This window comes from Streptomyces sp. H27-C3, assembly GCF_030063415.1.
GTDB lineage: Bacteria > Actinomycetota > Actinomycetes > Streptomycetales > Streptomycetaceae > Streptomyces.
Window position 1 is genome coordinate 48,737 of sequence record NZ_JASITA010000014.1, and the last position, 13,125, is coordinate 61,861.

At 64.8% G+C, this 13,125-nt stretch carries 14 protein-coding genes and 1 pseudogene; 1 reads left to right on the forward strand and 14 read right to left on the reverse strand.

What is annotated here, in order from left to right:
- The first annotated feature begins 11 nt into the window (after positions 1–11).
- A complete protein-coding gene (locus tag QMK30_RS15895) occupies positions 12–992 on the forward strand; it encodes a hypothetical protein (RefSeq protein ID WP_283518628.1) in 981 nt (326 codons plus the stop codon).
- 61 nt (positions 993–1,053) lie between these two features.
- On the opposite strand, the gene QMK30_RS15900 is transcribed toward QMK30_RS15895, so the two are convergent.
- From QMK30_RS15900 to QMK30_RS15965, 14 genes and pseudogenes are all read right to left on the reverse strand, one after another.
- Positions 1,054–2,370 (reverse strand): D-arabinono-1,4-lactone oxidase, encoded by a 1,317-nt coding sequence (locus tag QMK30_RS15900; RefSeq protein ID WP_283518629.1) that lies wholly within the window; start codon positions 2,368–2,370, stop codon positions 1,054–1,056.
- Positions 2,333–3,148: pseudogene (locus QMK30_RS15905) on the reverse strand (MFS transporter); the annotation flags it as partial. The gene QMK30_RS15900 and the pseudogene QMK30_RS15905, both read right to left, overlap by 38 nt.
- A 340-nt stretch (positions 3,149–3,488) precedes the next feature.
- On the reverse strand, positions 3,489–3,788 hold the full coding sequence (locus QMK30_RS15910) for a ParB N-terminal domain-containing protein (protein ID WP_283518630.1): 300 nt from the start codon (positions 3,786–3,788) through the stop codon (positions 3,489–3,491).
- A 185-nt stretch (positions 3,789–3,973) separates the two neighbouring features.
- On the reverse strand, positions 3,974–4,255 hold the full coding sequence (locus QMK30_RS15915) for a hypothetical protein (RefSeq protein ID WP_283518633.1): 282 nt from the start codon (positions 4,253–4,255) through the stop codon (positions 3,974–3,976).
- A 91-nt stretch (positions 4,256–4,346) separates the two neighbouring features.
- On the reverse strand, positions 4,347–4,862 hold the full coding sequence (locus QMK30_RS15920; protein ID WP_283518634.1) for a hypothetical protein: 516 nt from the start codon (positions 4,860–4,862) through the stop codon (positions 4,347–4,349).
- Between the two features lie 461 nt (positions 4,863–5,323).
- Positions 5,324–5,698 (reverse strand): hypothetical protein, encoded by a 375-nt coding sequence (locus tag QMK30_RS15925; protein ID WP_283518635.1) that lies wholly within the window; start codon positions 5,696–5,698, stop codon positions 5,324–5,326.
- A gap of 148 nt (positions 5,699–5,846) precedes the next feature.
- Positions 5,847–7,724: a DNA/RNA helicase domain-containing protein gene (locus QMK30_RS15930; RefSeq protein ID WP_283518636.1), complete on the reverse strand. Its 1,878-nt coding sequence runs from the start codon at positions 7,722–7,724 to the stop codon at positions 5,847–5,849.
- A gap of 213 nt (positions 7,725–7,937) precedes the next feature.
- A complete protein-coding gene (locus tag QMK30_RS15935) occupies positions 7,938–8,531 on the reverse strand; it encodes a hypothetical protein (protein WP_283518637.1) in 594 nt (197 codons plus the stop codon).
- Positions 8,528–8,866, reverse strand: coding sequence for a histone-like nucleoid-structuring protein Lsr2 (locus QMK30_RS15940; protein ID WP_283518638.1), 339 nt, complete (start codon positions 8,864–8,866; stop codon positions 8,528–8,530). The genes QMK30_RS15935 and QMK30_RS15940 overlap by 4 nt, the downstream gene beginning before the upstream one ends.
- Positions 8,867–8,980: 114 nt before the next feature.
- On the reverse strand, positions 8,981–9,805 hold the full coding sequence (locus QMK30_RS15945) for a hypothetical protein (RefSeq protein WP_283518639.1): 825 nt from the start codon (positions 9,803–9,805) through the stop codon (positions 8,981–8,983).
- A gap of 138 nt (positions 9,806–9,943) precedes the next feature.
- Positions 9,944–10,081, reverse strand: coding sequence for a hypothetical protein (locus QMK30_RS15950; RefSeq protein WP_283518640.1), 138 nt, complete (start codon positions 10,079–10,081; stop codon positions 9,944–9,946).
- 131 nt (positions 10,082–10,212) lie between these two features.
- Entirely contained in the window at positions 10,213–10,722 is a 510-nt protein-coding gene (locus tag QMK30_RS15955) for a hypothetical protein (protein WP_283518641.1), read from the reverse strand.
- Positions 10,719–12,815, reverse strand: a complete 2,097-nt coding sequence (locus QMK30_RS15960; protein ID WP_283518642.1) for a DEAD/DEAH box helicase — start codon at positions 12,813–12,815, stop codon at positions 10,719–10,721. The genes QMK30_RS15955 and QMK30_RS15960 overlap by 4 nt, the downstream gene beginning before the upstream one ends.
- Before the next feature lie 155 nt (positions 12,816–12,970).
- Positions 12,971–13,108, reverse strand: a complete 138-nt coding sequence (locus QMK30_RS15965; RefSeq protein WP_283518643.1) for a hypothetical protein — start codon at positions 13,106–13,108, stop codon at positions 12,971–12,973.
- Between the last annotated feature and the right edge of the window lie 17 nt (positions 13,109–13,125).

A 13,125-nucleotide genomic window follows, 5' to 3' on the forward strand; every position in this document is an offset into this window, starting at 1 on the left:
AGGTGCAACAGATGGGCAAGCAGAGGCTGGGCATGGGCGGTAAGCCGGAAACTGACATAAACGATCAGAAAAAGACGCGGCTCGACCTGAGCGTGCCGCAGGTGGCGGGAAGCGCCCTGGCGGCGGTCGCGGCGGCGGTGCTGGCGTCGACCCTCGGGGTGTACGGGACGATGATCGGCGCCGGAGTGGTGAGCGTCGTGGCGACCTGCGGCGGCACGATCTTCCAGCACCTGTTCCGGCGCACCGGGGAGCAGATCCGTGAGGTCACGGTCCAGGTGAAGCCGAAGGGCCGTCAGGTCCCGGTCCGTGATCCGCGCGGCCCACACGATCCGCATGATCCGAAGGAGTTCGACGACGCGACTCGGGTGATGCGCACGGTGGGCCTGCCCAGCGACATCGCGGGCGCGCCGGACCGTACGCAGCTGCTGTGGAAGGCGGACCTGCCGGACGAGACGGCCGAGGAGTTCACCGACGGCACCACGCACGGCACGCGCGTCCGGGGCTGGAAGCGCTCCGTGATCGCTGCCGTCGTCGTCTTCGTGGTGGCCATGGGCGGGATCACGGTGTTCGAACTGGTCTCGGGCGGCGACCTCAGCGGCGGCAAGGGCACGACATTCTCGAATGTCGTACAGGGCAGGGACCAGAAGAAGGACCCGCCGTCCGACGCGCCGTCCGACGCGCCGTCGGACGCCCCAGGCACCGGTTCGCCGAGCCCGGAAACCGGCTCGGGCGGCGAACCGACACCGGACAAGAGCACCGGGACCGGCGGCGGCGCCCCCTCGCCCGACCCGTCCTCGTCGCCCCCCGACACCGGCGGCGACCCGTCGAAGCCCGTCACACCGACCCCCACGCCGACCCCGACACCGTCCGGCTCCACCGGCGGTGACACGGACGACTCGGACAAGGGCACCGGCAGCACGGCGGACAGCGGCAGTGGCAGCGGAACCGGCAGCGAGCGGGACGCGCAGAACGGCGCCACGCCAGCCCCGTGACTGCCCGTCCCCTGACCACCCGTCACGCGGGCCGCTCGCCCCACGAGCGGCCCGCGCGGAGTCAGTCGCCCAGGACCCGCCGCAGATAGTCGTTGGCGAACAGCCGGTCCGGGTCCAGTCGGTCGCGCAGGGCCGTGAACTCGCCGAAGCGCGGATAGACCCCGGCCAGGTACTCGGCGTCGCGCGTGTGCGCCTTGCCCCAGTGCGGCCGGCCGCCGTGCGCGGTCATGATCTGTTCCACCGCGGTGAAGTACGCCCGGTGCGGGGTGCCCTTGTACAGGTGCGCCGCGATGTACGCCGTCTCCCGGCCGGCCGCCGTGGAGAGCGTCACGTCGTCCGCCGGGGCGGTCCTGACCTCCACCGGGAAGCTGACGCGCAGCGGCGAGCGCTCGATCATCGCCTTCACTTCGCGCAGCGCCGTGACCGCGGCCTCCCGGGGGAGCGCGTACTCCATCTCCAGGAAGCGCACACGGCGCGGGCTGGTGAAGACCTTGTACGGGATGTCCGTGTACGTACGGGCGGACAGGGCCCGGCTGGAGAGCCGGGCGACCGCGGGCACCACGGGCGGCACGGCCCGGCCGAGCGAACAGGCCACCTGGAAGAGGCCATTGGAGAGCAGCTCGTCCTCGACCCAGCCGCTGACCCTGCCGGGCGGGGCGGCGGGGCCCACGCTGCGGTTGTTGCGCTTGGTGTTGCAGTTCCCGGTGTGCGGGAACCAGTAGAACTCGAAGTGTTCGTTCTCGGCGAAGTGCTGGTCGAACTCGGCGGTGACCCGGTCGAAGGCCATCGGCTCCTCGCGGGCGGTCAGCAGGAACACCGGCTCCACGGCGAAGGTGATCGCCGTGACCACGCCCAGCGCGCCGAGCCCGAGCCTGGCCGCCGCGAAGACCTCCGGGTTCTCCTTTTCCGAACAGATCAGCCGCGAGCCGTCCGCGGTGACCAGCTCCAGGGCGCGGATCTGCGCGGCGGTCGACGCCGAGTCGCGGCCGGTGCCGTGCGTGCCGGTGCTGGTCGCGCCGGCGACCGTCTGCTCCATGATGTCGCCCATGTTCGTGAGCGACAGACCCTCCCGGGCCAGGGCCACGTTCAGGCGCTTGAGCGGGGTGCCCGCCTCCACCGTCACGGTTCCGGCCGCGCGGTCGATGTCGCGAATGCCGGTCAGCAGGTCGGGGCGTATGAGCACACCGTCGGTCGCGGCGACCGCGGTGAAGGAGTGGCCGGTGCCGACCGCCTTGACCCTCAGTCCGTCCTCGGCGGCCCTGCGGACCGCCTCGGCAAGCTCGTCGACCGAAGCCGGGGTCACTTCCCGCACTGGGCGGGCGGTGACATTCCCCGCCCAGTTACGCCACGTGCTCGCCGTCCTGGATGTGGTGGCCATCTGCCCCATGCCCTCCCCGAGTCGGTACCGGCCTGCGGAGCCGGCGGTAACCGAGGACCGCCACCACGGCCGCGAGAGCTCCCGCCACGGCGGGCACCGCGTACCCCGCTTCCGCCCCCGCCGCGTCGACCACCCAGCCGGCGGCCGAGGAACCGAGAGCGACTCCGACGGCGAGCCCGGTACTGGTCCAGGTCATGCCCTCGGTCAGCTTGGAGCGCGGTACGTGCTGCTCGACGAGGGCCATGGTGGTCACCATCGTCGGTGCGATGGAAAGGCCCGCGACAAAGAGCGCCACGGCCAGAAAGGGAAGGTTCCCGGCCAGTTGGAGGGGGATCATACTCACGGCCATCGCGCAGACACCCACCAGCCACCTCGTGGAGGCGGCGCCCTTGAGGTGCAGCAGACCGAAAACGGCTCCCGCGAGACACGAGCCGAGCGCGTAGACCGCGAGGACGAGGCTGGCCGCGGCCTTGTGGCCCTCCGCCTCGGCGAAGGCCACCGTGACGACGTCGACCGCCCCGAAGATCGCGCCGGTCGCCACGAAGGTGGCCACCAGTACCTGGAGCCCGGGGGAGCGCAGCGCCGAGCCGCTCGTGTGCTGCTCACGCGGGTGCGGGACGGGCTCGGTCGCGCGCTGCGAGGTCAGCCAGAACACACCGGTCACCAGGAACAGGGCGGCGATCAGCGGGCCCGCCTCGGGGAACCAGGCCGTCGAGAGACCGATGGAGATGATCGGGCCGAAGATGAAGCAGAGCTCGTCGGCGATCGACTCCCACGAGTCGGTTCGCCAGGGTGTAGGTTCGTACCCAACTTTCGAGATTGCGCTCTGACCTGCGGAAACGCCGAAGCCCCGGCCGCATGGCCGGGGCTTCTCGATGTGCAGCCGGGGTTGCCCGACGCAGTGTTGTGTGGGTGGACGGGGGCTGCCCGGCCACGTGATCGGAGCGTACCGTCCTGGGCGCTGCGGAGTGTTCTGCTTGCGGAGCGCTCCGCTGACCTGCGTCACACGCGTGTCACACACGTCAGCGGAGTGACTTGTAGGGCCAGTACCTGTCGCGCGTGGCCGTCGCATCCTTCACCGCACCCGTGGTCGGGGGCTCACTGGAGTGAGGAGCAACTCAGTGCCCCGTTCGTACAGCAGGTAGCATCGCGCGTTCGTACCAGGTCTGCTCGCGATGGAGTGGCTGCCTGTCCATGCGGTACCAGCGATACGGAACATGGGTACATCCGAGGTTGCGTAGAGCCACGATGCGGTGATGCCCGTTGGCCACGTTCAAGGTCGTGCCCCGGGCCATGATCTCCACCTTGGCCCGAAGGCCCTCCCAGCGGATGCTCTCGATCAGTTCCTCCATCTTCGTGCGCTCTTCTGGGTGCCACTCGTACCGGGCCTCGGTGGCCCTCCAGGAGGGGTAGTCCATGGAAGCGATGTCGTCGTCAACGAACCTCGCCAGCGGGACAAGGTGACGCCGTCGAAGGACGTCCGGAGATGGGTTGTTCAGAAACGACTCGTCGTAAGTAACCACTGTCCGCTTTCTCGAACTCGGTCTGCTATCGGGTGAGGTTCTTGTCGCCTGAAGGGGCGGCTAGGCTTCCCGTGTGTGGGTCAGGCTCCCACGCTTCTGAAGGGCTTCTTGTGCGGCCAGTATGAAACGCGCATGGCGGTCGGAATCATGCCTCGCGGGTAGTGGCCGAGTTGCCATGCGAAGCGGTAGCAGTGAGCCAGCCAAGCTAGCGCGATACGGGTGGCGTTGGTGGCGTCGAGCCCGGCCTCGGCCAGGGTTGCGAGGTCTGTGGTCATCTGCTCGTTCATGCGAACCGACAGATGCTTCGGAGCCTTCTTGGGCGGGGTCCGGGAGGATATTCCAGGACCTGCCTCGGTGGTCATTTACCGGAGCTTCTCTCTGAGTATGCGAGAACCCCCTGAAGAAATATCCGTCAGGGGGTTCGCTGCCGTCTATCCGCGCGTGCAGCTATACCTAGCCCGCCGCAGGATGACGCACCGTGGCGGATGCGAGAACTGTCTGCACCTCCGCCACGGTTTCGTAGAGCCATGCTGCTTCCAGAACCGGATTATCCGCCGCCGTGTGCTGCGGCCAGCCCACGTAATGTCCCTCCAGGCGTTCCACCTCCGCGTGGAGGGCGCTGAGCGTGGCCCGAAGGGTCTTAACGACATCTTCCGCAGCTCCTTCGAAATTCTTTGGGTATGTAAGCAGTGCCTTTACACTCCCATCGATATCGCTGGTGACCGGAAGAACACTGCACCCTCCCTTTTCCAGGAGTGAAGCCAATCGCGCAGTTCGGCGCCGCTGGAAGTCGTAGTAAGTGTCAGGCCCGATAGGGCCCCCAGCGTTCACGTTGTACACCCACTTGACCTCTACGAGATCCTCGCTGAATCGTTTGAGTTTGTACCCGTGAGAACCACGAGAACCCGCCGACCACGGCACCTCCTGAGCCTCTGCCAGAATGGCCAGGACTGTAGTACGTTGATACACGTTCTTTCCTCCCTGAATGTAAGCATCCCGTGCCGCGTTCAGTGCGGGTTTGAACGGGACTGTAGCAGAGAATGCTGATCGTTACTTGAGTGTCCTAATAAACTCTCGCTTGGGGCACTTCCCCTTGCCGCTCTCCAAAAAAGAAGCACCCTCCAGGCCAAATTTCTGGAGGGTGCTCATTCAGCTCTTGCACGATCTAGGAGCCTGCGGCCTTCTCTGCGCGTTCCTGAACTTCACGGTGCGTTGCTATGCACTGGAAGTTCACGCACTTCTCGCAATGCTTACATTCCGAGCGATTGGTCCCCTCCGGCAGCCGCTTTCCGCAGTCTGCGCACCGTTTATTTTGGGGCTGGGTTTCCGTATCCATCTGCTCTCCTGTGCTTCGAAACATCAATGACTCGGCAGTCCGCTCTGTTACGAGAACTCAGGCTCGGGCGGGACGGCCCGTAGACCTGGCTCTGTCAGCTGAGCGTGTCCGAGATGTTCACCACGACTTGCGTCGCGTGGTGCTGGTCCAGGGCGTCTGTCTTGGTTGCCGGTTCGGGGCGGTGCCGTACGCGCCAGCCTGCGCGCCAGACATAGGAAACGATCGTGTCTGCTTCGCGGAGTGTGGCCACTTCGTAGGTATCGAACTTGCCCTCACGGCAGACGGTCTTGTGGAGGACCGCATCGTCGGAATCTATGAGGAAGGTGTGCCAGTCCCGTAGGGACTGACGTTTCCCCCCAGCCCTCGCAGACTGTTCACCGAGGCGGACGAGTCTCTTGTTCTGCCACCTGAGTTTCTTCAGTTCGCTTTGCTCGCGCCTGTTTCGGACGAACTCAGCTATCTTTCCCACGGTTTTCCTCCTGCGCTTCCTTACGGGCCTGCATCTCACGGTGCTTCATGCTGCCCCTCCGCTGTGCACACCAAAGGAGCCTATCCGAAGGGACGGACAGGCTCCTTTGGTGTGCATGTGCGGTCTGCGTCACAGGAGGCGGAGCATGCTAGTCCCTGTGAACGAGGCTGCGGAGCTTCTCCCGGGTCTCTTCGTCAGTGGAGAAGAGGACGGTGCCTTGCATGCCTCGGGTGAGGAGAACCTTGTAGGTGTTGCGGATGAGATGTTCGAACTCGTCTTGTTTGGCTCGGGCGACGACGGTGTCTTTGCTGGCCTTTTTGTCGGCGATCCAGAGGCCATCGCGCCAGACGAGGTCGGGTCCGAAGATGACGCCGTTCCAGTCGTATTCGAAGCCTTGGGCGGTGTAGATGCAGCCAACTTGGGAGAATCCGGCGGGGTCGGTTGCCCAGAGGTTCTTGGAGGGGAAGCCGCCGACACTGCGGTCGCCTTGTACGTTCCAGGGGTGTTTCCAGTCCCATACGGGGAGGGTGACGTCGTCGACGAGGCCGACGAAGTTCTTGTCGTCATCGAGGACGGGTTCGCTCCAGGGCCAGCAGAACCCGGCTGTCATGCGGGCCTGCTGCTTGCCATCGGCGGCACCTTGGTGGGAGCGCAGGATGGCTTCCAGTTCCTGGGGTGTTTCGGCGACCTGGACTTGGAAGTTGTCATCGCCGCTCCAGGGGATCGGGCCGCCTGGGGCGAGCCCGAGCAGGCGCAGGACCCATTCCTCGTAGGCGCGGCTGCCGCCGCAGCGGAACTGGCCGTCGAGGTTGACGTGGCGGACGGTAAGGCCCTTCGCCTTGGCGGCGTCGTCGATTTCCTGGGCGGTGCCCATTTCGCCGGGGCGGACGACTTGGTGTTCGTCGAGGAGGAAGACGGGGACGCGGGCGGCGTCGAGGAGTTCCTCGATCTGCTTGCGCTCGCTGCGCTTGTCTTTCGGGGTGAAGCGGTGGTTGGAGGATTCGCGGATGCGGTGGGCTTCGTCGCACAGTAGGACGTCGAGGGCGTTCTTCTCGGCGTGCGTGAAGTTGTTGAAGTAGCGGAACAGCTTTTGGATGCGGCTGTTTCCCTTGCCAGCGACCTTCTGAAGTGTGGTGGTGAACGACTTGGAGCCGGTGACATGGATGCCGGTGTAGTCGTTGCGGTACATCTCGCCGAGGAGCTGGATGGCGATGACGCTCTTGCCGGAGCCGGGACCGCCGGTGACGACGATGACTTCCTTGAAGTCGGACTGCCGGGCCTTCTTTACGGCTCGCATGACGAGCGAGTAGGCGACCTGCTGTTCGTCGAGGAGGTTGTACTGGCTGCGGTCCTTAATTTCGTCGGCAGCAACCTGCATGAGCTGTTTGCTGGGGGCGATGGCTTCAGGGTGCAGGTCGTCGGCGGCCTGGGCTCCGGATGTGGGTGCGAGGCGCTTGGTGAGGTACTCCTGGAACTCGCCCTTGCTGGAGCCGGTGAAGAGCCGTCCGTAATCGTCGTGGGGGAAGTCGAAGAGGGGGTCCACGCCGAAGTTTGTCGCGTTGTGGAGGTAGGCGGCCCCGCTGATGCGGTGTGCGTGGCCGTGCAGCGACTTAGTGAAGTCGGCGATGTGGTCGCAGTAGCGGCGTACCTGGGCGATGGGGTGAAGGCGGGCGATGTTTCCCATGCCCTTGACGACAACAAGGTCCTCGGAATCGGGTACTGGGGTCGCCTCGGTCCACTGCTTCAGCTCGACGACGACGTAAGATGGCTCGCCGGTTGTGGGGTGGGCTCCGGCGAGAAGGGCGTCCACGCGGTAGCTGGAGAGCGGGACCGGGTACTCCACGAAGACTTCGATGTCGCCGAGCCCTGCGTCGATGAGGGTGTTGGCGAGGGCGGGGAGGCTGTTTTGCCAGGACCGTTTTTCGCTCTCACCCGCGTTGTAACCGTGAGTGAATTTGAACTGCACGGCGAGATTCTCGGCGAGTGTGTTCGCGGAAGCTTCCTTGGCAAGGGCACGAGCAGACATACGCAGCAACGACACAGGACATCCCCAGGCAGCACGAAACGACGTGTGCGGGTGAGGCATGTCCGCGCCGATGCGCAGAAGCCCGATGGGCCGCAATCAGAACGCTGATCACTCTAATGGGCGCCACTGACATCCGGGGTGGGGCTGGGGGAAGGTACCTCGGCCCCACCTGCTCGGGCATGTGCTGGTGGGGCTGAGGTATGGGGGGTGGGCTCAGTCCTCGCGGTGGCCGCCGAGTTCGGCAAAGAGCAGGCCCATGGAGAAGCCGTCAGCCCAGTGTGCAGCCTGCGTAGTGACCAGCTCATCGAGTGGGGGCTTGTCGAGTTGGCGGATCTGGATGGCCTGGATGGAGCGCACGGAGGCGACGTGCACGAGGGTTGCTCCGTCGATGCGCTTCTTCCACTGCTCCTCGCGGTCCTCGCCCCAGTGGCCGCCGATGATGCTGTTGGTGGCACCGAGAAGGTTGTGGTCGGGGAGCTTCCCGAAGAGCGACGTCAGCTTGGCCTGCTCGGTATAGACCAGGGCGTACATGAAGCCCTCCATCCACACGTGGATGAATTGCCGGTGAATCTGGGTGGCTCCGGGGCGGGTGTTGCCCCAGAGGCCCTTGGTTTCCTCGGCACGCTGCATGGCCATTTTGTAGACGGCATCGAGGTCGACACGCTCGCCGATTTCGGTGGGGGTGGCCCGTCCGCCGCCTTGGGTGTCCCAGGCGACCGTCATGTCTGTCGCCTCGGCGATCCGCTCGTAGTCGAGGGTCTGGGGCGGGTTGGTGTTCTGTCCGTCGAGACGAGGGTCGTTGCTCATGCGGCCATGGCCCTTTCGTGTGCCTCCCGGATGTTGGCAGGAACGCGGCCACGCAGGTTGATGCTGTACCCGTTGGCCTTCGCCCAGTCGCGGATGTCAGCAGTGCTGGGACCGCTGTTTCCGGTCCTAGCCACCTTGGGGCGGTTGGTGGTGCTCCGGCCGCCCGTCTTGCGTCCGGCCTTGGCATAGGGATCGAGAGCGTCGCGGAGCTTCTTTGCGTTCTTCGTGCTCAGGTCGATCTCGTAGGCTTTTCCGTCGAGGGCAAACGTGATGGTCTCGTTAGCCTCGTCGCCGGAAAGGTCGTCGATGAGAAGGATCTGGACCTTCTGTGCCACTGGAATTCTCCTTGTGCTGATGGGGTGAAGGAGGCTAGCAGCCGCTGTCGTGCGGGCCGCTGGGGATGTATCCGTCGCAGTTGCTTGCTGACTGCGGAAGAGTTGCAACGTCCGTCACTTGAAAGTCTTTACGGACTCCCGCTTTGGACGCTTGGGCGCGTCCTCGGGGCCGCGCTCATAGTCGTCGACCCAAATCTTCTTCCGCAAGGAACTCTTCGGCCCATAGTGCTGCATTCGCCAGAAGCCCTCGACCTCTTGTCGATATTCGAGCTTCCGGCCGGTGCCCTCACTGTCGCTCGAACCTTGTGATGGCTTCGGTCGTGAGACCGCGTCGACCAGGGTTACTTCTGCCCAGTCGGAGGGTCGTCCCTTATTAGTCGCCTTCTTGGCCTGTGAGGCAGTGGGCGGGGAGAGCGATACAGCCGCGAAGCGCGGCAGGGTCATGCGATACCACATGGCGAAGGCTGGGTAGAGGAGTTCGGGCTCGACGGCGCGGCTCTGTCCTCGGAGCAGTAGGCGGACGTCGTTGTCTTCGGTCTCGCTTCCGAATCTCCCGTACAGCACGGGTTGGAGCGGGCCGACGTTTCTGCCGGGAGCCGGTGGTGGGCCTTCCTCGGTCATCGACCATGCAACCACCGTCAGCTTGCCCGAGGGGTCTTGCAGGCTGTCCCAGGAGAAGACCCGAAGGGGGACGTTCATGCCGTGGATGGCGAAGCCCAGCAGTGCGGCGTCCGCGTGGTCGAACCACATGAAGCCCTGGGGGGTCGGGGCGTAGTCGAGCATTCCGGTGTGGTCGTCCAGGTAATCGGCCATCTTGCATGTTTGCCGTACCTGCTGTTCGGAAGCCCAGAACAGCTTGGAGCCATGGAGCATCGGGGACATGGTCTTGCTCGGGTATTGCTCGTAGTGCGCTGTGGTTTCGTCTCGGAGCTTCGGCAACTGGCGAGGGTGCATGTCGTACCTACGGCTGCTTGATGTTGGTACCGGACGTCTTCATCTTCTCTTGGATCTCAGCCCACCGTGCCAGGGTTGCCTTGGCCTGGGGGACCGGCGGCTCCGGGTGTCTGCTAGTCACGCTCACTCCGAGTTCCAGCCCACGTCGAGGCGGTCGATGACCTTGCGGGCGCCGGGCCGGGCGAGCATGGTGCCGTCGGCCTCAACGAACTCGTACAGCCGCTCCTTGAGGTACATAGCCTGCTCGTAGGTGACGGTCATGTCGGCAGACTCGCCCCTAGGACGGCCGCGCCACATGAGGCTGTCCCATGCTTCCTTCGCGGTACGGCGCTCGGGCGTGTCTGGCGCCGTGTCCAGGAACTTACGGAAAGGGCGCAGCATCCCAGGGATGGTCACGGTGCGCTGTGCTTCTGGCACGAGGTCGCTTCTCCTGTCAGTTCCTTGAGGACGCGCTCGGACTCAGCGAGCACCTTTTTGCTGGTAAGGATCTCCTTGGGCAGCTTGAAGTAGTCGCTGCGAGCCTGGTCGAGCCGCTTTTGCGTCGCGGGGCGCTCACGGTTGGTGTACCCGACCAGTGCCAGGCGGGCTGTGGTGAAGGCTCTCTCCCAGTTCTCAATGGTGTTGAGATCATTCACTTTGAGCGACGTCTGGAGCGTCTTCACGGCTTCACTGAGACGTTCTTCTTCGTGGGTGATTTTTTCGGTGTAGAGGTCGATGAACCACTCGCACAGTTCCCCGGTATCGAAGATCACGGTGGTGTTGTATTCGTAGACCTCGGGCGGGAACGGTTCCATGTCAGCGGGTGCTTTGCGCATGAGCGAGCGGTACCGCTTGAAACGGGCCATGGTCAGGCCCGTGACATCGCAGAATTCCTGGGCCGAGATCATGACGTAGTTGCTCAAGGTGTCCTCTGTTCTTGCTGTCTGAAATGGGCCTTCATGCGCTCGGCCTCTTCGAGGAACCACGGGTCATGCCGGTATTCGGAGACCTTGAAGTGAGGGAAAATCTCCTCGAAGCTGCGGGCGATGTCCGCCATGCGCTCGCGCCGGGTCGAGGGGTCGCCCTCCTCCGCGACCTTGCGGAACTCGGCTGCCAACTCCTCACCCTTGACGGTCTGGTGGTAGAGGGAGTTGGGGTGGTCTTTCGTGCGGTTCCATAGGCCGTGCATGGTGCCAACGGCGTTGTTGACGAACGCCCTGTACTTGCTTGGAGGCCACTTGAACTCCGGGACCAACCGCTCGCAGCGGTAGGCGAGTTTGATCATGCGCATCGAGCGGAGTTCGCTCTCGACGCTGTGGTCCCGAAGGACGTTGTTGAACTCGTCGACCAGCTCCATGAGGGCTGGCTCGTCGATCTCGGGGTACCGCTCCTGACGCTTGCCCCAGTTCCAGCCGGGGAGCTTTTCCAGGAGTTCGGCCCTGGACGGCAGTAGCACGCCCTTCTTGTAGTTCGTCTTCTGTGAGGCGGCGAAGCTACCCAGAGCGTCGCCCTGTGGCGTCACGTAGGAGTTCTTCGGGACATCGCCTGTGAACTCCAAGTACGCCTTGAGCTTGCCGTACCGGTCCAGCCAGGACTCAGTAGTGTTGGTGAGGATGTGGAGCTTCAGCGCCTCATGCAGCTTGCTCTGCAAGACCCCGTCCTCGCCCAGAATCTCGATCGCGCTGGGCAGGGAGACCGACCTGTCCTGGCCGGTGAATTCCTGCTCGCCGAACTCCATCCGAGCCTGCGAGAAGCTGGAGTCCATCCGCTCGTCGAAGTCGCGGAGGCTGGAGAGCACGGCCCACACATGCCGGAAGTCGCTGCCCTCCAGGACCGTTTCAGGGCTCTCGCCAGGTGCGAGGTAAACCGGCAAGACGATGACGGACGGCTTGTCCTTGCCCGGGTGCAGACGCAGTGCACGGCCCACCGCCTGGGCGATGGCAATCTTGCTGGTCTTGGGGTCGGCGAACACGACGCTGTCGACCGACGGAACGTCCACGCCTTCGGTCAGAACCTGAATGTTCGAAAGCACTGTTGCGCCTCCCTCATCCGGGTTTGCCAGCTTGGCTAGCACTGCCCGCCGCTCAGAGGGGTTGCTGGTGCCGTCGACATGAAGCGCTTCGATGGGTACCCGAGTGACGGTGGAAGCTGTGCTGCCCAGTGTGTTGGTGAAGACGCGCGAGCGCTCGCGACGGCCGTGGAAGGCGATGATGCGGCGCAGGCCGTACTCTTCGACCGCGCGGGCGACGGCGATCTGGGCGGCGACCTGCGAGGTGGTCAGTTCGTCCCCCCGAGGCAGGCTCGTCTGCTCCAGGAGGACCTGGTGGACTTCCTCGTCGGCCACTAGGACCACTGCCACCCGGAAGTCGGACAGTAGCTTTTTTTGGATCGCGGCGCCGAAGGTGAGTTCGTAGACCCTCTCGCCATACAAGGACGGATCGTCCATGCTCACGACATCCTGCGTGCCGTCGCCAGCCGGGTGCACCTTTGCTGTGGCCGTCAGTGCGATCCGCGTGGTGGCGGGGATGCGGTTGTCGTCGAGCACGAGGGCGTAGGCGTGGCCGCCAGGTCCTGCGGTGCGGTGTGCCTCGTCGAGGACCATGACGTCCAGCGGAGGAAGATCTACGTCTGCTTCGTATGCTTCGGCAACGCGGGCTGCGGACTGGTATGTGCACAGCAGCAGCCTGATCCGGCCTGTCTCAGTGCGGAGGAACGTAGCGATCTTGTCGGAGTCGGTGGTGGCGTTCGCCTCGCCCACAGAAGGGTCGGAGAAGACAAGCAACCCGTCCACGCCGCCTGGCACATCACGCTGCCAGTCCTCGTACGTCTGCCGCAACAGTTCCTTGCTCGGAACCAGCAGCATGACCCTGCCGTCGTCCCCGGCCCGCTCAAGGGCCGCCATCCGACCGATGAGGGTCTTGCCCGTACCGCAGGCAAGTACGGCGAGTGCTCGCCCGGAGGGCCCTATGCTCCGAATCGCTTCCAGCGCTTCGATCTGATGCGGACGCGGTTGCACTGCGCGCTCCGTTCTTTCGTTCGTGATGCGGATGAGATGGCTGGGGGGTGGCCTAGTAGTCGTCGTCCCAGCGCTCGCCAGCGGCGCTCTCGTCGAACCAGTCCGGGGGCGTGGCAGAGTCGGGGTACACGGCCCGCACCTTCTGGAAGTGTTCCTCAGACGCGTCGTGACCGGCCCCGCAAACGGTAGATCAGGGTGCCCGCGCGGGACTCCTGGCCGGTGACCGAACCCTGGCAGGTGTGGTCCTTCTTGTGCCGGTCCAGGCACTCGCGCGGCTCTTCGGTCGTGCTCATATCTCTCTCCCCTGAGA